Source organism: Pseudomonas sp. KSR10, from assembly GCF_022355455.1.
In the GTDB taxonomy this organism is placed as follows: Bacteria; Pseudomonadota; Gammaproteobacteria; order Pseudomonadales; family Pseudomonadaceae; genus Stutzerimonas; species Stutzerimonas stutzeri_E.
On sequence record NZ_JAKOEN010000011.1, the window covers coordinates 220,423 to 247,003 of the forward strand.

The 26,581-nt window shown below is 63.0% G+C and carries 25 protein-coding genes; 11 read left to right on the forward strand and 14 right to left on the reverse strand.

The features are described from left to right. Nucleotides 1–27: 27 nt before the first annotated feature. The 4 genes from argB to coaBC all read right to left on the reverse strand — a co-directional run bounded on the left by argB (nucleotide 28) and on the right by coaBC (nucleotide 5,235). Nucleotides 28–927: an acetylglutamate kinase gene (gene argB / locus MCB86_RS04875; RefSeq protein ID WP_239610123.1), complete on the reverse strand. Its 900-nt coding sequence runs from the start codon at nucleotides 925–927 to the stop codon at nucleotides 28–30. A gap of 15 nt (nucleotides 928–942) precedes the next feature. Beyond that, entirely contained in the window at nucleotides 943–2,334 is a 1,392-nt protein-coding gene (gene algC, locus MCB86_RS04880) for a phosphomannomutase/phosphoglucomutase (protein WP_239610274.1), read from the reverse strand. Between the two features lie 1,230 nt (nucleotides 2,335–3,564). Further along, nucleotides 3,565–4,020 carry a dUTP diphosphatase gene (gene dut, locus MCB86_RS04885; RefSeq protein WP_239610125.1) on the reverse strand — a complete coding sequence of 152 codons (456 nt, stop codon included), beginning with the start codon at nucleotides 4,018–4,020 and terminating at the stop codon, nucleotides 3,565–3,567. Between the two features lie 6 nt (nucleotides 4,021–4,026). Beyond that, the gene (gene coaBC, locus MCB86_RS04890; protein ID WP_239610127.1) at nucleotides 4,027–5,235 is read right to left on the reverse strand and encodes a bifunctional phosphopantothenoylcysteine decarboxylase/phosphopantothenate--cysteine ligase CoaBC; all 1,209 of its coding nucleotides are present in this window, start codon (nucleotides 5,233–5,235) and stop codon (nucleotides 4,027–4,029) included. A gap of 120 nt (nucleotides 5,236–5,355) precedes the next feature. On the opposite strand from coaBC, the gene radC reads away from it, so the two are divergent. After that, on the forward strand, nucleotides 5,356–6,030 hold the full coding sequence (gene radC, locus MCB86_RS04895) for a DNA repair protein RadC (RefSeq protein WP_045160391.1): 675 nt from the start codon (nucleotides 5,356–5,358) through the stop codon (nucleotides 6,028–6,030). 10 nt (nucleotides 6,031–6,040) lie between these two features. On the opposite strand, the gene MCB86_RS04900 is transcribed toward radC, so the two are convergent. Together MCB86_RS04900 and MCB86_RS04905 are read right to left on the reverse strand one after the other, a co-directional pair. Next, entirely contained in the window at nucleotides 6,041–7,384 is a 1,344-nt protein-coding gene (locus MCB86_RS04900; protein ID WP_239610128.1) for a hypothetical protein, read from the reverse strand. Continuing rightward, nucleotides 7,385–7,831, reverse strand: coding sequence for a PaaI family thioesterase (locus MCB86_RS04905; RefSeq protein ID WP_239610130.1), 447 nt, complete (start codon nucleotides 7,829–7,831; stop codon nucleotides 7,385–7,387). A 139-nt stretch (nucleotides 7,832–7,970) separates the two neighbouring features. On the opposite strand from MCB86_RS04905, the gene MCB86_RS04910 reads away from it, so the two are divergent. The 3 genes from MCB86_RS04910 to MCB86_RS04920 all read left to right on the forward strand — a co-directional run bounded on the left by MCB86_RS04910 (nucleotide 7,971) and on the right by MCB86_RS04920 (nucleotide 11,914). Further along, a complete protein-coding gene (locus MCB86_RS04910) occupies nucleotides 7,971–9,488 on the forward strand; it encodes a 3-hydroxyacyl-CoA dehydrogenase (protein WP_239610132.1) in 1,518 nt (505 codons plus the stop codon). 212 nt (nucleotides 9,489–9,700) lie between these two features. Further along, nucleotides 9,701–11,269 carry a methyl-accepting chemotaxis protein gene (locus MCB86_RS04915; RefSeq protein WP_239610135.1) on the forward strand — a complete coding sequence of 523 codons (1,569 nt, stop codon included), beginning with the start codon at nucleotides 9,701–9,703 and terminating at the stop codon, nucleotides 11,267–11,269. 120 nt (nucleotides 11,270–11,389) lie between these two features. Further along, nucleotides 11,390–11,914: an Mpo1-like protein gene (locus MCB86_RS04920; protein ID WP_045160396.1), complete on the forward strand. Its 525-nt coding sequence runs from the start codon at nucleotides 11,390–11,392 to the stop codon at nucleotides 11,912–11,914. A 4-nt stretch (nucleotides 11,915–11,918) separates the two neighbouring features. Here the strand turns inward: MCB86_RS04920 and MCB86_RS04925 are convergent, their stop codons facing one another. From MCB86_RS04925 to MCB86_RS04940, 4 genes are all read right to left on the reverse strand, one after another. Then, on the reverse strand, nucleotides 11,919–12,644 hold the full coding sequence (locus MCB86_RS04925) for a hypothetical protein (RefSeq protein WP_045160397.1): 726 nt from the start codon (nucleotides 12,642–12,644) through the stop codon (nucleotides 11,919–11,921). A 198-nt stretch (nucleotides 12,645–12,842) separates the two neighbouring features. Continuing rightward, a complete protein-coding gene (locus tag MCB86_RS04930; RefSeq protein WP_045160398.1) occupies nucleotides 12,843–14,393 on the reverse strand; it encodes a phospholipase D family protein in 1,551 nt (516 codons plus the stop codon). Between the two features lie 61 nt (nucleotides 14,394–14,454). Then, complete coding sequence (locus MCB86_RS04935; protein WP_045160399.1) at nucleotides 14,455–15,762, reverse strand: FAD-binding oxidoreductase; 1,308 nt, start codon at nucleotides 15,760–15,762, stop codon at nucleotides 14,455–14,457. Nucleotides 15,763–15,845: 83 nt separating this feature from the next. Then, nucleotides 15,846–16,334, reverse strand: a complete 489-nt coding sequence (locus tag MCB86_RS04940; RefSeq protein ID WP_025240144.1) for an Lrp/AsnC ligand binding domain-containing protein — start codon at nucleotides 16,332–16,334, stop codon at nucleotides 15,846–15,848. Between the two features lie 148 nt (nucleotides 16,335–16,482). Between MCB86_RS04940 and dadA the strand changes: the two genes are divergently transcribed. The 5 genes from dadA (at nucleotide 16,483) to MCB86_RS04965 (ending at nucleotide 20,001) form a co-directional block, all read left to right on the forward strand. Then, nucleotides 16,483–17,781, forward strand: a complete 1,299-nt coding sequence (dadA, locus tag MCB86_RS04945) for a D-amino acid dehydrogenase (RefSeq protein ID WP_045160400.1) — start codon at nucleotides 16,483–16,485, stop codon at nucleotides 17,779–17,781. Beyond that, nucleotides 17,756–18,112, forward strand: a complete 357-nt coding sequence (locus MCB86_RS04950) for a RidA family protein (protein ID WP_239610137.1) — start codon at nucleotides 17,756–17,758, stop codon at nucleotides 18,110–18,112. The genes dadA and MCB86_RS04950 overlap by 26 nt, the downstream gene beginning before the upstream one ends. 108 nt (nucleotides 18,113–18,220) lie before the next feature. Next, nucleotides 18,221–18,769, forward strand: a complete 549-nt coding sequence (locus MCB86_RS04955; protein ID WP_045160402.1) for a cupin domain-containing protein — start codon at nucleotides 18,221–18,223, stop codon at nucleotides 18,767–18,769. Between the two features lie 146 nt (nucleotides 18,770–18,915). Next, nucleotides 18,916–19,338: a c-type cytochrome gene (locus MCB86_RS04960; RefSeq protein WP_045160403.1), complete on the forward strand. Its 423-nt coding sequence runs from the start codon at nucleotides 18,916–18,918 to the stop codon at nucleotides 19,336–19,338. Nucleotides 19,339–19,482: 144 nt separating this feature from the next. Beyond that, nucleotides 19,483–20,001: a cupin domain-containing protein gene (locus tag MCB86_RS04965; protein ID WP_239610139.1), complete on the forward strand. Its 519-nt coding sequence runs from the start codon at nucleotides 19,483–19,485 to the stop codon at nucleotides 19,999–20,001. Nucleotides 20,002–20,011: 10 nt separating this feature from the next. On the opposite strand, the gene xpt is transcribed toward MCB86_RS04965, so the two are convergent. The 4 genes from xpt to MCB86_RS04985 form a co-directional block, all read right to left on the reverse strand. Next, nucleotides 20,012–20,584, reverse strand: a complete 573-nt coding sequence (gene xpt / locus MCB86_RS04970) for a xanthine phosphoribosyltransferase (RefSeq protein ID WP_045160405.1) — start codon at nucleotides 20,582–20,584, stop codon at nucleotides 20,012–20,014. 190 nt (nucleotides 20,585–20,774) lie between these two features. Further along, entirely contained in the window at nucleotides 20,775–21,383 is a 609-nt protein-coding gene (locus tag MCB86_RS04975) for a DUF1080 domain-containing protein (RefSeq protein ID WP_239610142.1), read from the reverse strand. Further along, on the reverse strand, nucleotides 21,384–23,003 hold the full coding sequence (locus MCB86_RS04980) for an alpha-amylase family protein (RefSeq protein WP_239610143.1): 1,620 nt from the start codon (nucleotides 23,001–23,003) through the stop codon (nucleotides 21,384–21,386). It lies immediately after the preceding gene. 1 nt (nucleotide 23,004) lies between these two features. Then, the gene (locus MCB86_RS04985) at nucleotides 23,005–24,540 is read right to left on the reverse strand and encodes an alpha-amylase family glycosyl hydrolase (RefSeq protein WP_239610145.1); all 1,536 of its coding nucleotides are present in this window, start codon (nucleotides 24,538–24,540) and stop codon (nucleotides 23,005–23,007) included. 175 nt (nucleotides 24,541–24,715) lie between these two features. On the opposite strand from MCB86_RS04985, the gene gap reads away from it, so the two are divergent. Next, a complete protein-coding gene (gene gap, locus MCB86_RS04990) occupies nucleotides 24,716–25,735 on the forward strand; it encodes a type I glyceraldehyde-3-phosphate dehydrogenase (RefSeq protein WP_239610147.1) in 1,020 nt (339 codons plus the stop codon). Next, nucleotides 25,725–26,351, forward strand: a complete 627-nt coding sequence (locus tag MCB86_RS04995) for a cyclodeaminase/cyclohydrolase family protein (protein WP_239610149.1) — start codon at nucleotides 25,725–25,727, stop codon at nucleotides 26,349–26,351. Before gap ends, MCB86_RS04995 begins: the two co-directional genes overlap by 11 nt. The last annotated feature ends 230 nt before the right edge of the window (nucleotides 26,352–26,581 follow it).

Consider the following 26,581-nt stretch of genomic DNA (forward strand, 5'->3'; position numbering starts at 1 on the left):
CTGGGGTTTCTATTGGTGGCCCGAAAGCTACTTGCGGTTGGTGATCAGCGTGCCGACACCAATGTCGGTGAAGATCTCCAGCAGCACTGCGTTGGGTACGCGACCATCGATGATATGGGCACTGTGTACCCCGCCCTGCACCGCTTCGAGTGCGCAGCGGATCTTCGGCAGCATGCCGCCGTAGATGGTGCCATCGGCGATCAGTTCGTCGACTTGCGTCGTGGTCAACCCAGTCAGTACCTGACCCTGCTTGTCCATCAGGCCGGCAATGTTGGTCAGCAGCATCAGCTTCTCGGCTCTCAATGCTTCGGCCACTTTGCCGGCGACCAGGTCGGCGTTGATATTGTACGACTCGCCATCAGCGCCGACACCGATCGGGGCAATAACCGGAATGAAGTTGCCATGAACCAGCATCTCCAGCAGCTCGGTGTTGACGCCAGTGACTTCGCCGACATGGCCGATGTCGATGATCTCCGGTGAGGTCATCTCCGGTGTCTGACGGGTCGCCCTGAGCTTCTTCGCGCGGATCAGTTTTGCGTCCTTGCCGGTCAGGCCGATGGCCGCGCCGCCGTGCTGGTTGATCAGGCTGACGATGCTCTTGTTAACCTGCCCGCCGAGTACCATCTCCACCACGTCCATGGTCTGGCTGTCGGTGACCCGCATGCCGTCGATGAAGTGGCTTTCGATGTTGAGGCGCTTGAGCAGATCGCCAATCTGCGGGCCGCCGCCGTGCACCACCACCGGATTGATGCCCACCGCCTTCATCAGCACGATGTCGCGGGCGAAGCCGGTTTTCAGCTCCTCGCTTTCCATCGCATTACCGCCGTACTTGATGACCAGCGTCTTGCCGACGAACCGGCGAATATAGGGCAATGCTTCGGATAGAACCTGGGCGAATTGGGTGGCGGCTTCACGGCTGAGGGTCATGCAGGGCTCCGCAGGTCAGAACGGCAGGGTGAGATCAGGCGCGACAGTATAAAGCTGGGCGCGGAAGACTTCCTGTATGCGTTTGAGCTCTTCCTCGTTTTCAGCCTCGAAACGCAGCACCAGCACCGGCGTGGTGTTGGAAGCGCGGACCAGCCCCCAGCCTTTTGGATAGTCGACACGCACGCCGTCGAGCGTGGTGATGTTGGCCTCACCCCAATGGGCGTCGCGGTGCAACGCGTCGATGATGGTGAACTTGCTTTCCTCGGTGACCTTGATGTTGATCTCCGGGGTGGACAGGTCGTTGGGGAATGCCGAGAACACCTGTTCGGCATTGCGCTTGTCCTGGCTGAGAATCTCCAGCAAGCGAACGGCGCTATAGATGCCGTCGTCGAAGCCGTACCAGCGCTCCTTGAAAAAGATATGGCCGCTCATCTCGCCCGCGAGCAGGGCGCCGGTTTCCTTCATCTTTTTCTTGATCAGCGAATGGCCGGTTTTCCACATCACCGGACGACCGCCGTAACCGCTGATCAATGGCGTCAGGCGGCGCGTGCATTTGACGTCGAAGATAATGTCCGCACCCGGGTTGCGTGACACCACGTCCTTGGCGAACAGCATCAGCAGGCGATCAGGGAAGACCACGGTGCCGGCATTGGTCACCACGCCGACACGGTCACCGTCGCCGTCGAAGGCCAGGCCCAGGTCGGCGTTTTCCGATTTGACCTTGGCGATCAGGTCTTCGAGGTTTTCCAGCTTGCCCGGGTCCGGGTGATGGTTGGGGAAGTTTCCGTCTACATCGCAGAACAGCGGGATGACGGTGCAACCCAGGGCTTCGATCAGCTGCGGCGCGATGACGCCGGCGACGCCGTTGCCGCAGTCGACCACTACCCTGAGCGGCTTGGCCAGGGCGATGTCGTCGCGGATACGTTTGAAATAGCTCTCCAGTACGTCAACCTGTTCGGCCTGGCCAACGCCTTCGCTGAGGTTGCCGGTTTCGATGCGCTGGCGCAGAGCCTGAATCTGCTCGTTGGCCAGAGTGTCGCCGGCGATGACGATCTTGAACCCGTTGTAATCCGGTGGGTTGTGGCTGCCGGTGAGCATCACCCCGGACTTGCCGGCCAGAACGTTGGCCGCGTAGTAGAGCACAGGGGTGGGCACCATACCGACATCACTGACGCTGCACCCGCTGTCCACAAGGCCTTGGATAAGGTGTTCGACCAGCTCTGGGCCGGACAGACGGCCATCGCGGCCGACCGACACATTCGGCTCGCCTTTAGCCAGGCTTTCGGAACCGACCGCGCGGCCTATCCAGTAGGCGGTGTCGTTGGTCAAGGTGTCACCGACTACGCCACGGATATCGTAAGCACGAAAGATGCTGGCAGGCAGTTGCGGGGCTTTGGGGGCACTCATTGCGGTTTCTCGCTCCTTGGGATCGAGGCCAAGCCAGTCCTGGTCCTCGTCGAGAATGTCGATGTCGAGAATATCGGTGTCCTGGTACAAAGGGTCGACGTACTCGGTGGATTGGGATTGCTGAGCTGCCGGCTGCGGTGTGGCAGAGGCTTTGGTCGTCACCGTTCCGGCGGTTCGCAGCGGCAGGCGAACCAGACTCTTGGCCAGCGCGTCGAGCGCCGGCAGGCTCAAAGTCGGTGTTTTGATGGTTCTGCCGGCGGAGAGTTCCTGGACCATTCGACCCAAATGCATGACATCGTCGCGAAGCCTTCGCTGCTGCGTGCTCAGTACCAGTTGCAGGCCCAGCAAAAGGCCACCGAGTGCTGCGAGAGCCGCGGCCAGCAGCAGAAGCGGAGGCAGCGTCGTGGTACTCAGCGCTGCGCCGGGCAGAAAGCTGAGCTTCCAGTTCGGATTGGCCGAAGGCAGGCTGATAGCCTCGCTTTCCAGGCCCGCACCGCCGCGTTGGGCGAGCAGTTGCGCGGGGCTGTTGCTGAATTGCTGAACCAGCCGCAGTTGGCCGGCGTTGGCGGGCAGCTTCGGCAGCGTAGCCAGGAAACGATCCAGGCTGGTCACCAGCAGCAAAGTGCCTTCGGCCGGCTGTTGCGGGTTGGAGCGCAGTGCTACGGCGCTGTACAGCAACCATTGTTTACCGACCCGGAACGCCTCGGGCGGCGGTGGGGTACCGTTTTCCGCCCGTTGCAGCAGGTCGAGTGCGGCGAAGTTCAGAGGGGCCTGGCGCCCCGTATTCTGTTGGGCCCGGCCGCGCAGGTTGATATGTGCATCGACCACGCCGTCGCGATAGCTCAGTTCACGCTCGGCCGCCCGCACCCGTTCGGGTTGTTCGCTGCGCAGGGCCTCGAGCAATTGAGGGTCCCGAGCCGCCGCCTGGGTGTCCTCTGCAAGCTGCTGCAGCGCCTGCTCGACTGCCGAAGCCTGGCTCTGGCCCCAGGCCTGGACCAGCTCGGACGCATGTTCTTTCTGGCTGGATTGATAAGCGATCCAGAGCAGCACGCCAGCGACGACGAGTCCCAGCAAGCCGGGTAGCACGCCTGGTAGCAGCGTCCCCAGACCGGCGCTACGGCGACGTTGTGATGATGTTGTTTCGGCGGGGTTGAATACACCGGCGTCCCTGGCGGTGCGCTTGAAGAGTTTCATGGAGCTCCTCGATCGTCCTGAAAAAGCGAATCTGAATCAGTGGCTACCAGAGTGGCCGAAGCCGCCAGCGCCACGGTCACTGCTGTCAAACTCGTTGACCAGTTCGAACTGTGCCTGGATCACCGGCACCAACATCAGCTGCGCGATGCGCTCGCCTACTGCGATATTGAAGGGCGTCTGGCCGCGGTTCCAGCAGGACACCATCAGCTCTCCCTGGTAGTCCGAATCGATCAACCCGACCAGATTGCCGAGCACGATCCCATGCTTGTGTCCAAGCCCCGAACGCGGCAATACCAGCGCTGCCAGGTTCGGATCGGCGATATGAATCGACAGGCCGGTGGGAATCAGCAGGGTCTGGCCCGGCTCGAGCATGGTGTCGTTTTGCAGCATGGCGCGCAGATCGAGCCCTGCGGAGCCGCTGGTGGCGTATTCAGGCAGGGGAAAATCCCGGCCGAGGCGTGGATCGAGGATTTTCGCTTGGAGTTTGTGCATGGTCGGTCAGGCCTGGTGGAAGCGGTCGGCGATAAAGGCAATCAGTTGACGGGCAATATGCCCCTTGCTGGCCTGGCTGAAGCGGGTTTCGTGCTGCTGACGGTCGATGACCGTCACGGCGTTTTCTTCGCTGTTGAAGCCGATGCTGGGGTTGGCCACGTCGTTGGCTACGATGAGATCCAAGTTCTTGTCCCGCAGTTTGCGCGTTGCGTACTCCAGTAGATTCTCGGTTTCAGCGGCGAAGCCGACGCTGAACGGGCGGTCTTCGCGGCCGGCCAGCGTGGCGAGAATATCGGGATTGCGGACCATCTGCAGGAGTAAGCCGTCACCTTTGCTGGGGTCTTTCTTCAACTTGTGCGGTGCGATCATTTCCGGGCGGTAATCGGCGACGGCGGCCGCGGCAATGAACAGGTCACAGGGCATGGCGGCTTCGCAGGCGGTAAGCATATCGCGAGCGCTGACCACGTCGACGCGTTGTACGCGGTCGGGTGTCGGCAGGAACACCGGGCCGGCTACCAGCGTTACCCGGGCGCCGGCTTCGGCGGCGGCTTCGGCCAGGGCGAAGCCCATCTTGCCGGAGCTGTGATTGGTGATGTAGCGCACCGGGTCGATATTTTCCTGAGTCGGCCCGGCGGTGATCAGCAGATGCAGCCCGGTCAACAGGCTGCGCTCGAAGCAGTCGGCAGCTGCCTGGGCCAGATCGTCCGCTTCCAGCATGCGGCCCATGCCGACGTCGCCGCAGGCCTGGCTGCCGGACGCGGGACCAAACAGGCGTATGCCCCTCTGCTGCAGCAAAACGCGGTTGGCCTGGGTCGCAGGATCAGCCCACATTGCCTGGTTCATTGCCGGGGCCAGGGCGATGGGCGCATTGGTGGCCAGCACCAACGTCGTCAGCAGATCGTTGGCAACGCCCTGCGCCAGGCGCGCCATCAGATCGGCCGTGGTGGGTGCGATCAGCACCAGGTCCGCCCAGCGTGCCAGCTCGATATGGCCCATGGCGGCTTCAGCGGCCGGATCGAGTAGGTCCAGATGGACCGGGTGGCCGGAAAGGGCCTGGAGTGTCAGCGGGGTGATGAATTCGCGACCGCCGCTGGTCATCACGACGCGGACTTCGGCGCCCTGGTCGCGGAGCCGGCGAACCAGCTCGGCACTCTTGTAAGCAGCGATGCCGCCGCCGACGCCCAGGACGATGCGTTTACGATAAAGCCGCTGCATAGGCCTGCCTTGTTACGGGTGAGAACTGGTTCCGGCAGGGGCCGGGTACCGTGAATAAAAGGCCGCTAAGATAGCACAGCGCCCTCAGCGGACGAGGGCCACGCTCGACAAGGAGGTGACATGAGCATTCGTGATTGGCCTGCGGCGGAACGACCGCGGGAAAAACTCCTCCAGCAGGGTGCGATGGCCCTGTCGGATGCGGAGCTGCTGGCCATTTTTCTACGCACCGGCGTGGCTGGCAAAAGCGCGGTGGATCTGGCGAGGCATCTGCTCAGTGAGTTCGGCAGTCTGCGGGCGCTGCTCGAAAGCGATCTCGAGCAGTTCAGTGGTCACCTGGGCTTGGGCCCGGCCAAATTCGCTCAACTGCAGGCGGTGCTGGAAATGGCCCGACGGCATCTGGCCGAGCGTATTCGCCGCGACTCTGCACTGGAAAGTCCACAGGCGGTGCGTGACTACCTCAAGGCGCGGTTGCGGCACGAGCCGCATGAGCTGTTCGCCTGCCTGTTCCTCGATTCGAAGCACCGGGTGTTGGCCTTCGAAGTGCTGTTTCACGGCACCATCGACGGGGCCAGCGTCTACCCGCGGCAGGTGGTCAAGCGGGCGCTGGCGCAGAATGCGGCGGCGGTCATTCTGACCCACAATCACCCCTCGGGTGTCGCTGAGCCGAGCCAGGCCGATCGGCAACTGACCCGTAAACTGACCGATGCGCTGGCGCTGGTCGACGTGCGAGTGCTCGATCACTTCATCGTCGGCGATGACGAGCCATTGTCCATGGCCGAATACGGCTGGATGTGAGGCCCGATGCTCACGCCAGCAGCGGTATCAACAGTAGCGGGAGCAGAACCCTGAGCACGAAACGGCCGTTCCAACCGACAGCGATGCGCCAGGGCGACAGCTGGGCGTGACGTGCCAGCAGCAAGGCTGAGGGGCCGTATGGCGAGAGCAGCATCGCCAGGGAAAAGCCGAACAGCAGCGCTACCGCCGGTTGCATCACCGCCAGGCCCTGGCTCGCCAGCTGCGCCAGCAGGGCCGCACACAGATTCAGCGAAATCAGCGGGGCGACACCGAGCAACGCCAGCGCCATCACCGCCAGTGCACCGAAGGCCCCCAGTGCGAACAGCGCCAACGGTGTACTGCCGAGCTGGTCTGCCAGATGATGCACCGGCAGAACCGCCGCGACGAGGCCGGCGAGCAAGGCCGCGCTGGCGAAAATGAAAGTCTCGTTGCGCATGCCGATGAGTGTTTCGCTGACCTCGCTGAACACTTGCCGCGGCGCGATCCCTTGCCAGAACAGGATCACGATCACCGCCATCGGCACCAGCAGCATGGCGGCCTGGGTGGCGGACAGCCAGGTCAGCGCTGCGAGCAGGGCGATCAGTAGGATGCCAATCAGGCTGCCAAAGAGCAGCCCGCGCAAGCTGCCACTGGCCTGGCGTGAATCCGCCCCGGGCTCGACGGGCGGCTGGTCGGTCAGTTGTAGCAGGCGACGGTTTTCGGTTGGCCAGCCGAACAGCAGTAGAAGCAGGCCGCCGAGCAGGCCGAACGGTAGCAAGGTGCTCCAGCTCAGACCGGGAAGTTCGCGGGTCAGAATCGCCACCGCGACGCTGGTGGGTGCCAGCAACGGGACCAGGGCGAACCCGCGCAGCGCGGTGACCATAACGCCGCGGCGGCCTTCGCGACGTTGGCTGTCGCTATACGGGCGGCGCTCGAGGTGGCTCTCCAATGATCCGCAAATCAGGTTGAGCATGCCGAAGCTGAGCACCGAGCTGATTGCGAAGGTACTCATCAGGTAGCCGGGATAGAGCCACGCGCGCGGCCCTGACAGCAGCAGGCGATGCAGCTCGCTGAGCTGTTTCAGGCGCTTGACCAAGCAGTGCATCAAGCCCAGAGCGCCGATGAAGGCCGCGTAATACGCCGCCGACGACAACAGACGCGCGCCCTGTTGCCAGTTCGCCTCGTCAGACAGCAGCCAGTAACCGAGCACGGCCAAAGTGACCATCCCGAGCCGCCGCGGATAGGGCATCAGCGAACGCCAATGGCGGACAAAGAACAGTACCAGCAAGGTGCCGCTGATGACGCTCAGCGGCTGCAGTTGGGTGAGCAATGCCAGGAGCTCGAACAGCAGCGCCAGTGGCAATAGCACGGTCATCTAGGCAGGCAGCTCGCGCCGTCGGGCGCCACGCTTGAATACACCTTCGCCGAAGGCAATCAGCCGGTCCCCTTCATCCAGCAGGTCGCAGCTGGCCATGAATACTTTCTGCCCGGCGGAGCGGCACCGGGCGACGGCTCTGATCCGGCTACCCGCAGCGGCGGGGGCGCTGAAGTTGATGTTCATCGACAGGGTTAATGCGACTCGGCGTTCCGTCGGGTCCGCCTCCCAGGTGCCGCATAAGCCCATGGCGACATCTATCAGGGTCGCCATGACGCCGCCGTGCATGTTGCTGGCATTGTTCAGGTGCCGCGGCAGTAGATCCAGTGCGAGGGTGGCATGCTGTGGTTCATAGGCCAGCAGCTCGCAGCCGACATCTTGAAAGAATCCGGTCACGGAAGCATGGACCTGCTGCAACTGTGCGGGTGAATAGTCGGAAGTGGGCATGGTGGTTGGTCACGGATGGCTTGCTAAGCAGACTGGCAGTCTTTAGGCTCTTGGTCAATAAAGGCGGAATGTCATTTCGCACTGCGGAATGCGAGGATCGGTTCAGGTAGACGCAACGCCATCCATTGAGGAGGTTCGCATGTTTTCCCGTATTGGCATCATCGGCGCCGGCGCCATGGGGCGCGGTATCGCGCAATTATTCGCCAGCGCCGGCCAGCAGGTCTGGCTGTACGACAGTCGCCCCGAAGCCATCGAGCAAGCCCTGCAATTCAACCGTGAACTGCTCGAACGCAGTGTCGCCAAGGGCCGCTTGAGTGCCGATGAGTTGACTGCGATTCTGGCGCGCATGCAGCCGGCTCATCAACTGGCCGAGCTATCCGCCTGCGATTTGCTGATCGAAGCCATCGTCGAGAATCTCGAGGCCAAACAGAGTCTGTTCGTTGAGCTCGAAGGGCTGGTCGCTGAGGAAGCCGTGCTCGCGACCAATACCTCGTCCCTCTCGGTGACCCGCATCGCCAGTGCCTGCGCCCGTCCCGAGCGGGTGGCGGGCTACCATTTCTTTAACCCAGTGACGTTGATGAAACTGGTCGAAGTGGTCCGTGGCGAGCGCACCGATCCGGGCGTGATCGACCGTCTGGTGCAATTGGCCGAGCACGCCGGACACTTCCCCGCCATCACCCCGGACACGCCCGGTTTTCTGGTCAACCATGCCGGCCGTGCATATGGTACCGAGGCCCAGCGGATCCTCAGCGAGGGGATCGCCACGCCGGAGCAGATCGACCGCATCCTGCGCGATGGCCCCGGCTTTCGTATGGGGCCGTTCGAGCTGTTCGACCTGACTGGCCTGGACGTCTCCCATGCGGTGATGGAGTCGGTGCACGACCAGTTCTACTACGATCCGCGCTATACGCCGTCTTACCTCGCCGCGCAGCGGGTGGCAGGAGGCTTGCTCGGTCGCAAGACCGGTCAGGGTTTCTACCGTTACGAGGATGGCCAGCAGATCCGCCCGCCGGAGCCTCGCTTCGAGACGGTCACCATCGATCGGCCGTTTTGGCTCGACAGCATCGAGCCCGAAGTACGCAATTATCTCGGCTCGATACTGCAGCAGGCCGGTGCGCTGCTTGAAGAGGGCGCCGAACCGTCGAGCCAAGCGATCTGTCTGATCACTCCACTGGGTGAGGATGCCAGCAACTGCATCGAGCGCCTGGCGCTGCCGGCGGTGCGCACCATCGCCCTGGACCTGTTCAGTGACCTCGACAAGCGCCGCGTGCTGATGCGCCAGCCCGCGCTGGATCCGGCGCTTGAGGCCCAGGCGCGCCAGGCGCTGGGAGCCGATGGGGTGCCGGTCGAGGTGATCAACGATTCTCCAGGCTTCGTCAGCCAGAGAATCGTCGCCAGCATCGTCAACCTTGGCTGTGAGATCGCACAAAAGGGCATTGCCTCGCCAGAGACCCTCGACCGCGCCGTGACGCTTGCGCTCGGCTATCCGAAGGGCCCGCTGGGGTTCGCCGATTATTACAACCCCGCTCGAATTCTCAACATTCTGGAAGGCATGCAAACCTGCTACGGCCATGAGCCTCGCTATCGCCCCAGCCCCTGGCTGCGGCGACGGGTGCAGCTCGGGCTGCCGCTGACGGCGCCGGATGCGTCGCGCTGAGGCGAAGCGAGCCTGGTATCAGCAGCGTCAGCGCGATTGAAGATTGGCGGTATACGGCCGTTAACCCGGTAAACCCGGCCTTCCGGGCGATAAAAAACGCTTGCACATCGTTTTTATCGCCCGGTAAAAGCCGTTTGCCACCAAGGAACAATGTTCATGGGTGGCAGAGGTGGTACAACACCTTTTTATCGGATGAAAACAAGAGGCCACCGATGCGCCCTTCCTTCCGCCTTCACCCCAAGGCCTGCCTGCTGCACGCAGCCGCCTTGCTGGGGCTGTTGTTGTTTCATGACTGGATGGGACTGCCGTTCTATCTGACCGTGATCTCGATCATGCTGCTCGCTCTGTGGCCCTGGCTAGGTCCATGGCGTGCCGGTAGCACCGCCCCCGCTTCGGTCGATACCGGCCTGCAGAGCTCCGCCGCGCTGAGCAAGAGCCTTTCTCGTCATACCTGTCACAACGCACTATCGGCCGCGCAAGTATCGTTTAGCGCCGAGCAGTTGGCCGCGCGCCTGCAGTCGCAGCTGACAGCGATCAGTGAGGTTGCCAATGGCGCAGAAGCGATGACTGCGACCGAGCAGGGCAGTGCCTCCCGGGCCCGCCAGGCGCTGGAAGCCGCGGAAGCCGTCCGCCGTAGCAGCGACAGCGGGCGCGCCGAGCTGCAGCATGCAATCGAGCGTATGCAGGCGCTCAGCGCGCAGACCCAAGCCAGTCGTGAGCTGCTCGACGGGCTCTCGGCGCGCACTGAAGAAATACGACGAATCACCGATGTGATCCAGTCCATCGCCAGCCAGACCAACCTGCTTGCGCTCAACGCCGCGATCGAGGCTGCGCGTGCCGGAGAGGCTGGACGCGGCTTTGCGGTGGTAGCCGACGAGGTGCGCAACCTCGCTGGGCGTACCAGCAGTGCCACCGACGAAGTCGGGCGGATGGTCAGCGATATCCGTGAACAGAGCGGGGCGGTGGTGAGCCACATCCAGAAACAGGCAAGCGAACTCGACGAAGCCGCGGCGCAGATCGCCGGTACCGGGACCCAGCTCAGCGGTATCGCCGACCTGGCCGGCAATGTCGAAACCCAGGTGGCGGAAATCACCTCCGGCACGGCCAATAACCATGAGCGGCTCGCACAGCTGTTCGTGGCGCTGGACCAACTGCGCGGAGACGCGCTGGAGAGCGAAGCTCAGACTCGCCAGCTGGAACAGGCGGCAGAAGCTCTCGTCGGTCAGGCAGAAGCCGTCAGCGAGCAGCTCGCCGAAGTGCAGCTCGATGACTATCACCAGAGCATCTTTGACCTGGCGCGTGAAGGCGCAGCCGCCATCGGTGCGCGTTTCGAGGCTGATCTGCAAGCCGGACGGCTCACGCTCGATGACCTTTTCGATCGCAATTACCAGGCGCAGCCGGGGACCAATCCGGTTCGCTACAGCACCCGCTTCGACCGCTATGCCGACGAAGTCCTGCCGGCGATTCAGGAGCCACTGCTCGAGCGTAACGATGCGCTGGTCTATGCCATCGCGACTACACCGGACGGCTACGTACCGACCCACAACCGCGCCTTCAGTCAGCCCCCGGTTGGCGACCCGGAGATCGATAAGGTCAAGAGTCGCAGCAAGCGGCTGTTCAATGACCGCACCGGTGGGCGCTGCGGCAGCCACCAGCGCAAGGTGCTACTGCAGACCTACAGCCGCGACACCGGTGAGCTGATGCATGACCTGTCGGTGCCGATCATGGTGGGCAACCGTCATTGGGGTGGCCTGCGATTGGGCTACCGCCCCGAGCCCTAGCGGGTTAATGGTGTGTTGGCACAAGCGCCTTGGCCTTTGGCAGCCATCTACCATAGGCGGCCCCCCTACAGATCGACAGGCTGGCTAAGCTTGCAGCACAAGGCCTTCCGGAGCGCACCCATGAAAACCCTGACTGATCACCTGGCGCAGTACGCCGCTTATCACCGTGATCCGCGCAATCTGCTCACGCATTTCATCGGCATCCCGATGATCGTGCTGGCCGTCGCGGTCCTGCTGTCGCGACCCGGCGTAGAGGTTTCCGGGCTTTGGTTGAGTCCGGTTGCTGCGGTTGCAGTGGGCGCCACCTTGTTCTATCTGCGGTTGGACTTACGCTTCGGCGTACTCATGGGGGCCCTGCTATTACTTTGCGTCTGGATCGGCGCGCAGCTGGCGCAGGCGTCGACGACGCTTTGGCTGAGCGCGGGGATCGGGTTGTTCGTGGTGGGTTGGATCTTCCAGTTCGTCGGGCATTACTTCGAAGGGCGCAAGCCGGCGTTCGTCGATGATCTGAGCGGGTTGATCATCGGGCCATTGTTCGTCGCGGCTGAACTGGGTTTCATGCTCGGCCTGCGTGAGCCGCTGCGTCAGGCCATCGAGGCCCGGGTCGGGCCGGTACGGCTGCGCCAGCGTCCGATCGACGCCTGAACGTTTAATCCGGCGCGAGCGCCATCCACTGATCGCTGAGGCTGCGGGCATGGCGATCAACCATGATCGGCGCAAAGGCCCGGCCCGAGGCCGTGTTGAAACTGTTGTTGCCACTGTTCATGTCTTCGAGCGCCACCTTGAGAAAATCCCAGCGGGTCTTCAGCTTGGCGATAGCCGGATTCGACTGGCCGTCCAAGGCGGCGAGCTGCTTGTCGATCGAAGGCACCAGGAGCCGTTCATCCTGGCCGAGGTAAGTGTCCGGTTGCTCCCGGGCGGTTTCGAAGGAGCCGACGTAGGCACGGCTCAGGTACTGAACGGTCAGGTATTCCACCTTGGCGGGCAGTTCGGCGCGGACATCGGCGCCCTGCTGGCTGCGCACCGCCGTCAGGAAGTCGCGCAGCGCCTTGCTCATGTGCAACGGCCAGCCCCAGGGCACATCGTCTTCTTCGTAACCGAAGCCTGCTCCCTCGCGCAGTGTGGCCTGCAAGGCCTGATGCAGTTCGCGCAGTTCGTTGCTGGCGCCGGGGAAGTTGTCTACGGTGTCGGCCAGCGCCTTGAGGTCGCTTTCCATGCGGGCCAGGTGTGCTTTCTGAAAGCCTTCGCCGCGGTAGAGAAGGAGGCTGCTGGTGGCTCGGTTGGCATGAATCTGCATGCTTTCCAGCGCGGTGAACGTCTGCGCCTGCGCAGAGTTGAGCAGTGCTGGGAACCAGCTCGCCAGTACAACCGCCATCCATATCCATCTGCGATGCATGTCGCGCTCCTTTTTTATTCTTATAGAAGCAATGTGCCGTACTCGGCATCGGTACGGCAGCCTATCCAGCTGAAGGCATCTTGGTATCACTCGAAGGGGTGAAATCAAGCGGAGCGGCCATTTGGCCGGCAATCTTGGCCGGATCGCCATGAAACGCTGTCGATGTGCCGCTGTCGCCTAGAGCATTCGCTCCAGCCCGATAAGCTGGCTGAACCAGGCATTGATCCGCCGCCAGGTGCCGCCGGGCTCATTCAGCAACACCTTGCGTCGCTCGTTGTCTTCGGCAATCCAGGCCAGTCGCTTGCGGCCGTCAACCTCGACCAGCCGCACTTCGTAGCTCACGGTGGGCGAGGTGCCTTCGAGGGTCAGCCGCTGTACCTCGCTGGCCAGCTCGCGACTTTTGATCAGGACGCCGACTTCGGTATTCCAGAGAATCGAACGAGGATCGAAATTCAACGAGCCGAGGAAGACTTCCTGCCGGTCGAACACCGCGGCCTTGCTGTGCAAGCTCGACTCCGACTCGCCGCCCAGGTTGTACGAGGCCTCTTGATCGGGTTGCCGGCGCAGCTCGAACAACCGCACCCCCGCCTCGAGCAGTGGGCGACGATAGGGCGCATAACCGCCATGGACCAGAGGCACGTCAGTCGCTTCCAGAGAATTGGTCAGGATGCGGATTGCTACACCACTCTCGGCCTGGCGACTGAGGTAGTCCACGCCGTCCTCCGTGGGGACGAAATAAGCGGAAATCAGCGTCATCTCGCGGGTTACGGCTTCCATGCTCGGGCGCAGGCGAGCGGTCAACAGCAGGTGCTCATCGGGAATCCCGCTGGCGTTGATCTTATCCGGGTGATCCCACATCGCCTCTCCGGGCGCCCAGATCAGATCCTGCAACCACTGCGTGGACGCCGGTCCCTCCAGATCGGCCATCAGATGATAGTAGCGTCGCGGGTCCTTCTGCCGCTCGGCGTCGAGATAGCGTGTGATCTGCCGACGGGCCTCATCCAATGCCTCGGTACGAGGCGGGCTGCGCAGAAAGTGCTGAATAGGGATGCTAAGCGGATGGTTCCAGTATTGGTCGAAGCTAATCGCCAGCTGCCGGGCAACCGGTCCGGCACCGAGCAGGTCGATGTCGGTGAAGTTCAGGCCTTTGTCGGCATCGAAATATTCGTCGCCGAGGTTGCGACCACCGACGATGGCGAGGCTGCTGTCGGCCAGCATTAACTTGTTGTGCATGCGTCGGTGCTGTTGCGAGAGGTGCAGCAGCCGCCCGAGGGAGCGGGTGATGAAGTTGCTGCGGCCGAGATGCAACGGGTTGAATACGCGGATAAGGATGTTCGGATGCGCCGCCAGGGTTGCGATCTGGTAATCGCTGCCATCGCTGGCGGTGTCATCGAGGAGCAGACGGACCCTGACGCCGCGGTCGGCAGCCTCGAGCAATTCATCGATCAGCGCCCGGGTGCTGAGGCCGTCGTGAACGATGTAGTACTGCACGTCAAGGCTGGTCTCGGCCGCCCGAATCATCCTCACCCGCGCCGCGAACGCTTCGGCACTGGTCGGCAGCAGGCGGAAGCCAGAATGCCCGACCGGCTGGCGCGCGGCCAGCGAATCGACTTGTCGGGTCAGTTCAGAATCCTGACTCGACAGTGCATAGGACGGGGGTGCGGGCACAATCTGCCCGGCGCAGCCAGCCAGCAACAGCATTGCCACAAGCACCAAATGTATGCGCAAGGTCCGCTCCTTTTCGTTGTTGTCGGTCCTTGGCAATTGGACGCCAGCGCAACGGCGAAATTCAGAACTGGTCCTTGAGCCGGTACCACAGCATGCCCAGCGCCAGCAGGGGTGAGCGCAGCCGCTGACCGCCCGGGAAGGTCGGGTGCGGTACGCCGGCGAACAGATCGAAACGGCCCTGGGCCTGGCCGCTGATGGCCTCGGCGAGCAATCGGCCGGCCAGGTGGGTGGCGTTCAATCCATGGCCGGAATAGGCCTGGGCGTAATAGACGTTGGGGTGATCCGACAGCCGTCCGATCTGCGGCAACCGGTTCGCACCGATGCCGATCATGCCGCCCCATTGGTAATCGATGCGGGCGTCCCGCAACTGCGGGAACACCTCGAGCATCTTCGGCTGCATGTAGGCGGTGATGTCTTTCGGATCGCGACCGGAATAGTGGCAGGCACCGCCGAATAGCAGGCGACCGTCGGCCGAGAGACGGAAGTAATCGAGCGCCACCCGCTGATCGCAGACCGCCATGTTCTGCGGCAGCAATTCGCGCCTTAACGTCTCGGGCAACGGCTCGGTGGCGATGATATAGCTGCCGGCGGGCAGCACTTTGCCTGCCAATGTCGGGTTGAGGTTGCCCAGATAGGCATTGCAGGCCAGCACCAACTGTCCCGCGCGGACACTGCCCTGTGCGGTATGCGCGCGCACCGTGGGACCGTATTCGATGCGCTCTACCGCCGAGCCTTCGAACAGTCGCACGCCCAGCGATTGCGCCGCGGCCGCTTCACCCAGCGCCAGATTGAGCGGATGCAGATGCCCAGAGCCCATGTCGACCAGTCCGCCGAGATAGCGATCGGAGCCGATCACTTGGTGTATTTCGGTCCGAGGAACCAGGCGCAGCGAATGCTGATAGCCGAGGCGTTCGAGATCGGCATGCTCTGCCTTGAAACCTTCGACATGCCGTGGCTTGGTCGCCAGATCGCAATAACCCCAGGTCAGGTCGCAGTCGATGGCGTAGCGCTCGATGCGTTGGCGAACGATGTCGACGGCTTCGAAACCCATGCGTTTGAGCGCGTCTACGCCATCGGCTCCCAGCACCGGTTGGAACTGCTCCACATCGTGGCCAACGCCGCGGATCAGCTGGCCTCCGTTGCGGCCGCTAGCCCCCCAGCCGATCCGATGCGCTTCCAGCAGGACCACCGAAAGGCCGCGCTCGGCCAGTTCAATGGCCGTATTGAGGCCGCTGAAGCCCCCGCCGACGATGCAGACGTCCGCCTCCTGCTCGCCCTGCAGCGGGGCGAAGTCGAGCGCGCGATTGGCGCTGGCAGCGTAATAGGACGGGGCGTGTTGCAGCGCCTGGACGATCGTGTGCCGGGTCATGATGGTCGAGCCTTGGACTGGGTGCCTGGCCCGAAGGGTAGACCGGGGCGTGACCTCGAGGCAAAGCTGCGGACTCGCTGTCGTCAATCCGGTACCGGCAGTTCGAGTGACTCCTTCACCTCTTCCATGACGATGTAGCTTTTCGATTCGCGGACATGCGGCAGCTTGAGCAGGATGTCGCCCAGCAGTTTTCGATACGACGCCATTTCCGAGATGCGTGCCTTGATCAGGTAATCGAAGTCGCCCGATACCAGATGGCATTCGAGCACGTGCGGCAACTTGAGCACGGCGCGGCGGAACTCTTCGAAGATATCCCCGGATTTGTAGGCCAGGCTGATCTCGACGAATACCAGTAGCCCGCCCTTGAGGTGCTGCGGGTTCAGTCGCGCGGTGTATCCCATGATGATGCCCTCGCGCTCCAGGCGGCGCACGCGCTCGGTGCAGGGCGTTGTGGACAGGCCGATGCGCTCGCCAAGCTCGGTGAAGGGCATACGTCCTTCGGCTTGTAGCAGGCGCAGGATCTGGCGGTCGAGTTTGTCCAATTCTCGGCGGGTCTGATGCTTGGTGCGCATAGGCGTATCGCCTCCAAATAAGGCTTTTCTGGCGTGAATAAATCGCAAAGATAGCGTTTTATATGGTGAATACCACTAGGTTGCGCTTTTTATACTCCGCATTAATAGTGACTCGAACAGTCCGGTCGAGGCCGGGCGGGAGGCGGCGATGCGTGTTCTGGTGATGGGTGGCGGCGTAATTGGCACTACCAGTGCCTATTATCTGGCGCGTGCGGGGTTTGAAGTGGTGGTTGTCGACCGCCAGCCCGCCGTGGCGATGGAGACCAGCTTCGCCAACGCCGGCCAAGTGTCGCCTGGCTATGCCTCGCCCTGGGCTGCACCGGGTGTGCCGCTGAAGGCCATGAAATGGTTGATGCAGCGCCATGCACCGCTGGCCATCAAGCTTACCGGTGATATCCAGCAGTACCTGTGGATGGCGCAGATGCTGCGCAATTGCACGGCGGCGCGCTACGCGGTGAACAAGGAGCGCATGGTACGGCTGTCCGAATACAGCCGTGATTGCCTCGACGAGCTGCGTGCCGAAACCGGTATCGACTACGAAGGCCGGCAGTGCGGTACCACCCAACTGTTCCGCACCCAGGCCCAGCTGGATAACGCGGCCAAGGACATCGCCGTCTTGAAAGCATCGGGCGTGCCCTACGAGCTGCTCGATCGGGCCGGCATCGCCCGGGTCGAGCCTGCCCTGGCGCGTGTGGCGGACAAGCTCAGCGGCGCGCTGCGTCTCCCCAACGATCAGACCGGCGACTGCCAGCTGTTTACAACCAGGCTGGCGGGGATGGCGCGCGAGCTGGGCGTGGAGTTCCGCTTCAACCAGGACATTCAACGTCTGGAATACTCAGGCGACCGCCTCGACGGTGTCTGGATCGACGGCAGGCTGGAAAAGGCCGATCGCTACGTGTTGGCGCTGGGCAGCTACAGCCCGCAGATGCTCAAGCCATTGGGCATTCATGCTCCGGTTTATCCGCTCAAGGGCTACTCGCTTACCGTACCGATCAGCGATCCGGCCATGGCGCCGGTGTCGACGGTGCTCGATGAAACCTACAAAGTCGCCATCACCCGCTTCGATCAGCGGATCCGCGTCGGTGGCATGGCCGAAATTGCCGGGCACGATCTGTCGCTGAACCCGCGCCGGCGCGAAACCCTGGAGATGGTAGTCGGTGACCTGTTCCCGCTGGGCGGCAATCCGGGCAGCGCTGAGCTCTGGACCGGTTTGCGCCCGGCGACCCCGGACGGCACGCCGATCATTGGCGCCACCGCCTATCGCAACCTGTATTTGAACACCGGACACGGTACCCTTGGCTGGACCATGGCCTGTGGTTCCGGGCGCGTGCTCGCCGACTTGTTGGCGAAAAAACGCACCCAGATCAGTACCGATGGTCTGGATATCTCTCGTTACGGCACGACCAAGGAGTCCCGCAAGCATGCCCATACAGCGCCTGCACACTAATTCACGCATGAGTCAGATCGTCATCAACCGCGGAACCGTCTATCTGGCCGGACAGGTGGGTGAAGACATGAGCGCGGGCATCGAACAGCAGACCCGCGAGACACTCGATAACATCGAGCGGCTGCTGCGCCAGGCCGGTACCGACAAGCAGCACATCCTATCGGCGACCATCTATCTCAAGGACATCGAAGCCGATTTCGCCGGCATGAACGCAGTATGGGACACCTGGTTGCCCGACGGGGTGGCGCCGGCCCGCGCTACCGTCGAAGCCAAGTTGTGCGAGCCGGAGATTCTGGTCGAGCTTTCGGTGGTCGCCGCGCTGCCGGAATAAGTGGTCTGGATCTAACCCGTCAGCATTTCGTCCTGGTGTGTTGAAAATACTGAACGCCCTCGCCATCATAGCGCCTCTGTTTATCGCGCTTGATTGGGGGCTCCCGTATTGGACGTCGGCGTTCGACTGCAAACCATCCGCAAACTCAAGGGCCTGTCCCAGCGTGAACTCGCCAAACGTGCAGGCGTCACCAACAGCACGATTTCGATGATCGAGAAGAACAGCGTCAGCCCTTCGATCAGCTCCCTGAAAAAGGTCTTGAGCGGCATTCCGATGTCGCTGGTCGAGTTCTTCTCGCCCGATTTCGAGCAGGAAAGTGACACCCAGGTGGTCTACAAAGCGGGCGAGCTGATCGATATTTCCGACGGCGCGGTAAGCATGAGATTGGTGGGCAAGGCCCATCCAGGACGTGCCATCGCCTTTCTAGCCGAGACCTATCCGCCCGGTTCGGATACCGGAACGGACATGCTTTCACACCAGGGCGAAGAGGCGGGGATGCTGGTCGAGGGGCGTCTGGAACTGACCGTGAACGGCCAGGTATATGTGCTGGAAAGTGGTGACAGCTACTACTTCGAAAGCAGCAAGCCTCATCGTTTTCGGAACCCGTTCGAGGCGCCCGCCAAGCTGATCAGCGCCACGACACCGGCCAATTTCTGAGCCTCGGCGGACGTTTCGCTGCGGCAAAGCGTCGCTGAGGATGGCTGGGTCGTTCGTATTGTTTCGGCCAGCATGGCTTGCCGTTATACTGACCGCCGCTCGCGATACCGTGGCCGCGGGCGTGTCTAGCCACATGAGGGTATAAGGTGAACCTGATTAAGAAGATCCTGGTAGCACAGACTGCCGTAGTGGCCCTGTGGGCAGTGAGCGCTCAGGCTGCGACCAACGACGACATCGCCGAGCGACTCAAGCCGGTGGGCGAAGTATGTATTCAAGGTGAAGAGTGCGCGGCTGCTGGTGCCGCTACAGCTGCCGCTGGCGGCGGAGCTCGCAGCGGTGAAGACGTGGTCGGCAAGTTCTGTACCGCCTGCCATGGCACCGGTCTACTGAACTCGCCGAAAGTGGGCGACACGGCCGCCTGGCAGGCGCGCGCTGACAAGGAAGGCGGTCTCGATGGCCTGCTGGCAAAGGCCATCAGCGGTATCAACGCCATGCCGCCGAAAGGCACCTGTGGCGACTGCTCGGATGACGAGCTGAAGGCCGCCATCCAGCATATGTCCGGCCTGTAAGCGTCAGCCGGTCAGCAAGCAAAGCCGCCTTCGGGCGGCTTTGTCGTTTCCAGAGGGGAGAAAAACCACGGGGCGCCGGGTCGAATCTTGAAACCCGATCCTGGGCTACGGCGACATCGGTCCAGGCAAGCTGATGAGGTGCCCATGACCAGTTCCGCCCCGCAACCCGAGCAGTTGCGCTTTTCCAGTGACGGCCGCACCCCCAACAGTCCGCATCCGGTACTGATATACCGCCAGCTGCTGTTGGCCGGTGGTGATTATGCCGACGCGTTCGAGAATCTGTTCGGCAGTCACCTATGGCCGGCTCAGTGGCGTGCTGGCGTTTACGACTATCACCACTTTCATTCCACCGCACATGAGGTGCTCGGCGTTTCACGCGGTTCGGCGCGGCTGATGCTTGGCGGCGAGCAGGGCCAGGAAGTGGCCGTGCAGGCGGGAGATGCGCTGGTGTTGCCAGCAGGCACCGGCCATTGCCAGCTCAGCGCCAGTGAGGATTTCGAGGTGGTGGGCGGCTATCCGGTGGAACAACAATACGATCTGCTGCGTCCGGACGAAGCCAGCCATGACGAGGCGCAGGCACGCGCGCTAAAGGTCGGCGTGCCGGTGAGCGATCCGATTGCCGGCACCCAGGGCGCGCTGGTCGATCTATGGCGCAAGGAGTAGCGTGGGGCGCTTACTCGACGAACACCACCTGGCCATCGCTGAGCGCGGCGACGCGGGCCAGCGACTCGACGCGAAATCCCGCTTCTTCCAGTTCCTGGCGGCCCGCCTGGAACGACTTCTCGATGACGATCCCCAGTCCGGCGATGCTGGCGCCGGCCTGTTGGATGATCGAGATCAGGCCCTTGGCGGCTTTGCCGTTGGCCAGGAAGTCATCGATGATCAGTACCCGATCGGCGCTGGACAGGTGATTGGTGGAGATCGCGATGGTGCTTTCGACCTGCTTGGTGAACGAGTACACCGAGGCGGTCAACAGGTGGTCGGTCAGCGTCAGCGACTGGTGTTTGCGGGCGAAGATCACCGGCACGCCGAGTTCCAGGCCCGCCATGATTGCCGGGGCGATACCGGACGCTTCGATGGTGACGATCTTGGTGATGCCCTCGTCGCGGAACCGCCGGGCGAATTCCTGGCCGATCTGCTGCATGAGCACGGGATCGATCTGGTGGTTCAGGAAGGCATCGACCTTGAGTACACGGTCGGAGAGTACGATGCCTTCATTGCGGATCTTCTGTTTCAGCTGTTCCACGAACGCGCTACCTCAAGCGTGGGCGGCCCGGTGCCGCTGACGATTCGCCGTCCCGAAAACCGACTGGGCGCTGCGCCATGATGGCGAGCGCCCAGCCCGTTTCGATCCTGCATCCATTCGCCCGCGTTTCCCGCAGCCTGGAAAGCCGCGCATTCTCGCTCAAATCCGTGCCGCGGTCCAAGTGGGTCGTTCAGTCAGGCGTTTCGATCGACAAGCGGCGAAAGCGCGCGGCCTCGCCGTGGTGCTGCAGCACGATATGGCCTTCAACTGCCTGGGCGAAGCGTGGAAAGGCGGCGAATTTGCTGCGGGCGATGCCGGCGTGCAGTGCTGGATCGTCGAGTCGAAAGCGGACCACGCAACGGCCACGCAACCAGTGCTCGACCACAGCGCCACGGACGATCAACGCCGCCTCAATGAATTCGCCAGGCTCCAGCGATGTTTCCGGCTCGGCCGCCAGCAACCCGTACAGCGCGCCGTTGCGCGTGGTGGGTTCATTGCCGTCGGCATGGCCGGCATGGCCGGCATGGCCGGCATCGTCGAGCAGCTGCATCTCTGGGCCGCTGTGCCAGCTGAGCTCGACCGCTTCTTCGACCCGGTAGAGCACGCCGGAATTCCCGGCGATGGGCAGGGCGAATTCGAAGCGCAAGGCGAAGTCCCTATAGCGCTGCAGAGACACCAGATCGACCCTCGGGGCACCGGCGATGGCCTGCAATTCATCGTCACTGCGCCGCCAGCTACCCGAAGGGAACGCGTCGGCATGCCAACCGCGCCACTGCTCGGCATCAAGCGTCCGTTTCATCTAGCCGAACAACTGCTGTTTGCGGCGCAGCCAGCGATAGCCATAGCCGGTCAGGCGTATCCGCAGCGGATGGCCCTGGGGTTGTTCGTAGTCGCTGTCGGCCAAGACATCGACCATGTCCTGCAGGTCCTCCTCGACGATTTCGACTTCCACCTCCTGATCCGCCAGGTTCACGAGCATCAGCACGGTCGAGTCGTTGTCATGGCGTATGGCGAAGACCGACGGGCAATGGGTCTCGACGGGGCGATGCTGGCCGCCGCCGATCTCGCGCAGACCGATACGGGTGCGAATCATGGTGCCGGTTCTGGATAACAGAGAGTCGTCGCGCAGGGTCTGGGCGTAGACGTTTCTCTGTTCGTAACCGAACTCATCTCCGTCAATCAGCGGAGCGGCAAGCTGCGGGGCCTCCGCGCAGGAGAACCCGGCATTGGGCTCGTTGGACCATTGCATCGGCGTGCGTACCGCCAGGCGCTCGGGTCGCGACAGATCGTCCCCCATGCCGATCTCTTCGCCATAACGAATGATCGGCGTGCCGGGTAATGCGAAGAGCAGGGCATGGGCCATGGCGATGCGCCGTTCATTACCGTCGAGCATCGGCGCCAGGCGTCGGCGTATGCCGCGGTTGTAGGCACGCATGTCGGGATCGGGGGCGAAGGCTTGCATGACTTCCTCGCGGTCCTCATCAGTCAGCCGCTCCAGATCCAGTTCGTCATGGTTGCGCATCCAGATGGCGTACTGCGCGCGCTCGGGCGGTTCCGGCTGGCGCTCCAGTGCCTGATGCAGAGGCGCTGCCTCGCTGCGTGCAAGCGAAAGGAAGAAATGGTTGTTGGCCCAGAAGTTCAGCAACAGGGTCAGCCGATCGCCTTCACCGAAATAGCCGCGGTACTCTTCCGGTTCCACGTCGACCTCGCCCAGCAACACCGCTTCCGGACGGCGCAGGGTGACGAAGTCGCGCATGTGCTCGAGCAGCCAGTAGCCGTCCTCGCTGTCGCCGTGGCCGGCCTGTTCGATCAGGTGCGAGGCGGCGTCGACACGGAATCCCGACACCCCCAGGCGCAGCCAGAAGGCGATGATCCGCTCGATCTCCTTGATCACCTTCGGGTTGCCCAGGTTCAGGTCCGGCTCATGGTTGTAGAACAGGTGGCGGTAGTACTGCCCGGCGTTTTCGTCCCAGGTCCAGACGCTTTTTTCCACCGTGGGAAAGATCGGCTCGATGCTGTCATCCGGCTCGTCCGCCCAGATGTAATAGTCCCGATAGGGCGACTGCGGGTCGCGGCGCGCCTCCTGAAACCAGCGGTGCTCGATCGAGGTGTGTTGCACCACCAGTTCGATCATCACGTGCAGGCCCAGCTCCTCGGCCTTCTCCAGCAGATAGACGACGTCAGCGAGATCACCGAAACGTGGGTCGACCTGCAAATGATCGCTGACATCGTAACCGGCATCGCGGAACGGCGATTGGTAGAACGGCATGAGCCAGATGGCCGTGGCGCCCAGACCGCGGACGTAATCCAAGCGCTCGGTGACGCCGCGCAGGTCGCCGCAGCCGTCGCCGTTGACGTCGAGGAACAGTGATGGATCGATCTGATAGATCACCGCGTTGCGATACCAGAGTGGGCGCATGTCAGTGTTCCTCCGGGCTGAGAATCAGCGCCTGGCCCGCCGCCAGTTCGCCGCAGTAGGGTTCGCCTTCGTTCTGCGCATCGCTGGCAACTTCGATCTGCCAGTGTCCGTTGATTGGAAATGCATGAGGTTGGTCGGCGAAGTTCAGGCAGACAACTCGCTGGTCTTCGCCCAGCTGTCGCCGGTAGGCCAGCACGTTGGGATGTGATGGCAACTCTTCCCAGTCGCCCTCACGCAGTGCCGGGCTGCGCTTGCGCGCGCTGATCAAACGTCGATAGAGCTCAAGGGTCGAGCCCGCTGCACGCACCTGACGTTCGGCCGCCAATTCCTCGCTTTCCGGCGGGAAGGGCAACCACGGCCGGTTGCCCTCCCACCCGTGGGGTGGCGCACAGAACCAGGGGATGGGCGCACGGCAGCCATCGCGACCACCGGGATCGACCTGTTCGTCCGGTTCGATCACCGCATCTTCGAGCCCCAACTCCTCGCCCTGGTAGATGAAAGGCGTGCCGCGCAGGGTCAGCAAGAGCACCGCGGCGGCATGGGCGCTGCGCAGTGAGCCGTGATAGCGGCTGCGCTGGCGACGGTTGTCATGATTGGACAGCACCCAGGTCGGCCAGGCGTTGGCCGGTTTCAATAGCGCCTCGACGTCGCGGATGCAGGTGCGGAACATCACTGGCTCCCAGGGCGCGTCCAGCGGCTGGAAATTGAACGACATATGCAGCTCGTCGCCGGCTCCGTAGTACTGCAGGACTCGCTCGGTGGCGCGGATGTTGACCTCGCCGACCAGCACACGCTCTCCAGGGTAGCTGTCGACCAGCCGGCGCAGACCACGCAGTACTTCGTGGCTGTAGGGCTGATCGTTGAACTCCACCAGAGGCTGGCCGCCCAGACAGCGCGAGTCGTCGGCGAAACTGGGGTCCTTGCCGGTGCAATGAATGACATCCACACGAAAGCCGTCGATGCCCCGGTCGAGCCAGAAGCGCAGCACCCCATGCATCGCCTCGACCACTTCGGGGTTTCGCCAGTTCAGATCCGGCTGCTCGGGCAGGAACAGGTGCAGGTAGTACTGCTGGCTGCCTTCGTCCCAGGTCCATGCGCTACCGGCATTGAGGGCGGCGCGCCAGTTGTTCGGCTCGTCACGCCAGATGTACCAGTCGCGCTTCGGATTGTCCCGCGAGCTGCGGGACTCGACGAACCAGGGGTGCTGATCCGAGGTGTGGTTGGGGACGAAATCGAGCAACACGCGAATGTCGCGTGCATGCGCCTCGGCGATTAGCCGGTCGATGTCGGCCAGCGAGCCGAACAGCGGGTCGACGTCGCAATAGTCGCTGATGTCGTAACCGGCATCGGCCATCGGTGAACGGAAGATTGGCGACAGCCACAGGGCGTCGACGCCCAGATATTGAAGGTGATCGAGGTGACGCAGCACGCCGTTGAGGTCGCCAACGCCGTCACCGTTGCTGTCGGCGAAGGATCGCGGGTAGATCTGATAAATGGTGGCGACTTTCCACCAGGGTGGCTGGGTTGACTCGCTCATGCTCGTGCCCCTTTTCCGCTGTTCGGCAGGCCCGGCGCAACGGGCCTGTGAGGTGTACGACTGACGAGCGGCGCCTGGGTTCGCCCATTCATTGATCTCCGTCGGACGGTACTGAACGTCGACGCCCATACTCCGACTAACCTTGCACTGCCTCAAAGACCCTGGGAGGACCGCCATGTTGCGTATTGCTATCAATGGTTATGGCCGTATCGGCCGAGCCGTGTTGCGAGCCCTGTTCGAGCGAAATCTGGACCATCAGATCCACATCGCGGCCATCAACGACCTCAGCGACCGGAGCGCGATGGCGCACCTGACGCGTTTCGACAGCACCTTCGGCCGCTTCAACGAGCAGGTAGAGCTGCATGATGACGCGATGCAGATCCGCGGCCAGTCGATCCGCTTGTTGCAGGAACGTGACCCCAGCCAGTTGCCGTGGAAGCAGCTGGGAGTCGATGTGGTGCTGGAGTGCTCGGGCAAGTTCAAGAAGCGCGCCTTGATCGACCAGCACCTGGAAGCCGGGGCCGATCGGGTGTTCGCCTCGCATCCGCTGGACGGTGCCGACCTCACCGTGGTCTACGGCGTCAACCATCAACTCCTCAACGCGGAGCATCGGGTAATCTCCAACGCTTCCTGCACGACCAACTGCCTGGCGCCCCTGGCCAAGGTGCTGCATGAAGCGGTGGGGATTCGCCAAGGCCTGCTCAACACCGTGCATTCCTACACCAACGACCAGAACCTGCTGGACAAGGCGCACAAGGACCTCTACCGCGCCCGGGCCGCGTCGGAGTCGATGATTCCATCGACCACCGGTGCGGCCAAGGCCATCGGCCTGGTGCTGCCGGAGCTGGCCGGGCGCTTGGATGGGCTGTCCGTGCGGGTGCCAACGCCCAACGTCTCGCTGGTCGACCTCACTTTTACCGCCGAGCGGCCGCCGGCGAATGTCGAGGCGGTGAACCGGATATTGCGCGAAGGGGCGCAGCAGATGCCGCTCGGGGTGATGGAGTGCAACGACCTGCCGCTGGTTTCGCGGGACTTCTTTGGCCATCCGACCTCCTGCGTCGCCGACCTCAGCCATACCCGGGTGCAGGGTGATCTGGTCAAGGTGCTGGCCTGGTACGACAACGAGTGGGCGTTCTCCAATCGCATGCTCGACGTGCTGCTGGCCTGGGGAGACGACGTCGCGAATGCGTCCTGAGCGGAACTCGGTCTGGACGCAGCCGTTGGCGACTTTTCGCGACGCGACTGCAGCCGCTCGACCGACGCCCGGCTGCGGAGCGGCCGCCGCCGTCAGCGCCGAAATCGGCGTGGCGCTGGTGCTCAAGGGATTGCGGATCAGCGACGCGCACGGGTCCGAGCCGGAGCGCCTTGAGCGGCTGCGCGCCGCCGAGGCCTTGCTCGGTCGAACGGGCGCTTTCGCTGACGACGATATGCAGGCCTTCGATGATTACCTGAGTGCGGCACGCGACAACGAGCCCGAACAAAAACAGGCGGCGGCGCGGCAGGCCTGTGCGGTGCCGCTGGCGCTGGCGCACTGTTGTCTGGAGGCGCTGGAGTTGGCGGTCATCGCCTGGCCGCTTTGCGCCGAACGGCTGCGCAGCGATGTCCAGGCCGGCGCCTTCCTCATCCATGCGGGGCTCAGTGCGGCCTTGATCAATGTCGATACCGATCTGGCCGGGCTCGATGACCAGACAGCCCGCGAACAGGCCAGGGCAGCCCGCGCGCGGTTGCAGGCGGAGGGGGATGCGCTCCTGCGGCAACTGCTCGAGCGGGTTCGATCGGTCGGCTCGGGTTCGCTTGATCCGGGATCCTAGCCAGGCTGAACGGTGAACCGCCCTTGTTTCTGAATGAGCGAGATGTTCTCGACCGGCCTTTCCCGCAGACGTTCGGCGCCGCTCCCCGATGATCAGCCGCGGCGACACCGTCGCTTTCTAACAGTAATGAGAAAAAACGTCTCGTTATCGCTTGACGGTCGGCCGCGGTGTTTCTAGTCTCGAGTGACGGGTTGAGACGAAAAGTCTCAAAATAACAAACGAGACCTTCA

Coding starts and splice junctions, on each gene's coding strand:
- argB (WP_239610123.1), bottom strand. CDS start 927: ATGACCCTCAGCCGTGAAGCCGCCACCCAATTCGCCCAGGTTCTATCC.
- algC (WP_239610274.1), bottom strand. CDS start 2,334: ATGAGTGCCCCCAAAGCCCCGCAACTGCCTGCCAGCATCTTTCGTGCT.
- dut (WP_239610125.1), bottom strand. CDS start 4,020: ATGCACAAACTCCAAGCGAAAATCCTCGATCCACGCCTCGGCCGGGAT.
- coaBC (WP_239610127.1), bottom strand. CDS start 5,235: ATGCAGCGGCTTTATCGTAAACGCATCGTCCTGGGCGTCGGCGGCGGC.
- radC (WP_045160391.1), top strand. CDS start 5,356: ATGAGCATTCGTGATTGGCCTGCGGCGGAACGACCGCGGGAAAAACTC.
- MCB86_RS04900 (WP_239610128.1), bottom strand. CDS start 7,384: ATGACCGTGCTATTGCCACTGGCGCTGCTGTTCGAGCTCCTGGCATTG.
- MCB86_RS04905 (WP_239610130.1), bottom strand. CDS start 7,831: ATGCCCACTTCCGACTATTCACCCGCACAGTTGCAGCAGGTCCATGCT.
- MCB86_RS04910 (WP_239610132.1), top strand. CDS start 7,971: ATGTTTTCCCGTATTGGCATCATCGGCGCCGGCGCCATGGGGCGCGGT.
- MCB86_RS04915 (WP_239610135.1), top strand. CDS start 9,701: ATGCGCCCTTCCTTCCGCCTTCACCCCAAGGCCTGCCTGCTGCACGCA.
- MCB86_RS04920 (WP_045160396.1), top strand. CDS start 11,390: ATGAAAACCCTGACTGATCACCTGGCGCAGTACGCCGCTTATCACCGT.
- MCB86_RS04925 (WP_045160397.1), bottom strand. CDS start 12,644: ATGGCGGTTGTACTGGCGAGCTGGTTCCCAGCACTGCTCAACTCTGCG.
- MCB86_RS04935 (WP_045160399.1), bottom strand. CDS start 15,762: ATGACCCGGCACACGATCGTCCAGGCGCTGCAACACGCCCCGTCCTAT.
- MCB86_RS04940 (WP_025240144.1), bottom strand. CDS start 16,334: ATGCGCACCAAGCATCAGACCCGCCGAGAATTGGACAAACTCGACCGC.
- dadA (WP_045160400.1), top strand. CDS start 16,483: ATGCGTGTTCTGGTGATGGGTGGCGGCGTAATTGGCACTACCAGTGCC.
- MCB86_RS04950 (WP_239610137.1), top strand. CDS start 17,756: ATGCCCATACAGCGCCTGCACACTAATTCACGCATGAGTCAGATCGTC.
- MCB86_RS04965 (WP_239610139.1), top strand. CDS start 19,483: ATGACCAGTTCCGCCCCGCAACCCGAGCAGTTGCGCTTTTCCAGTGAC.
- MCB86_RS04975 (WP_239610142.1), bottom strand. CDS start 21,383: ATGAAACGGACGCTTGATGCCGAGCAGTGGCGCGGTTGGCATGCCGAC.
- MCB86_RS04980 (WP_239610143.1), bottom strand. CDS start 23,003: ATGCGCCCACTCTGGTATCGCAACGCGGTGATCTATCAGATCGATCCA.
- MCB86_RS04985 (WP_239610145.1), bottom strand. CDS start 24,540: ATGAGCGAGTCAACCCAGCCACCCTGGTGGAAAGTCGCCACCATTTAT.
- gap (WP_239610147.1), top strand. CDS start 24,716: ATGTTGCGTATTGCTATCAATGGTTATGGCCGTATCGGCCGAGCCGTG.
- MCB86_RS04995 (WP_239610149.1), top strand. CDS start 25,725: ATGCGTCCTGAGCGGAACTCGGTCTGGACGCAGCCGTTGGCGACTTTT.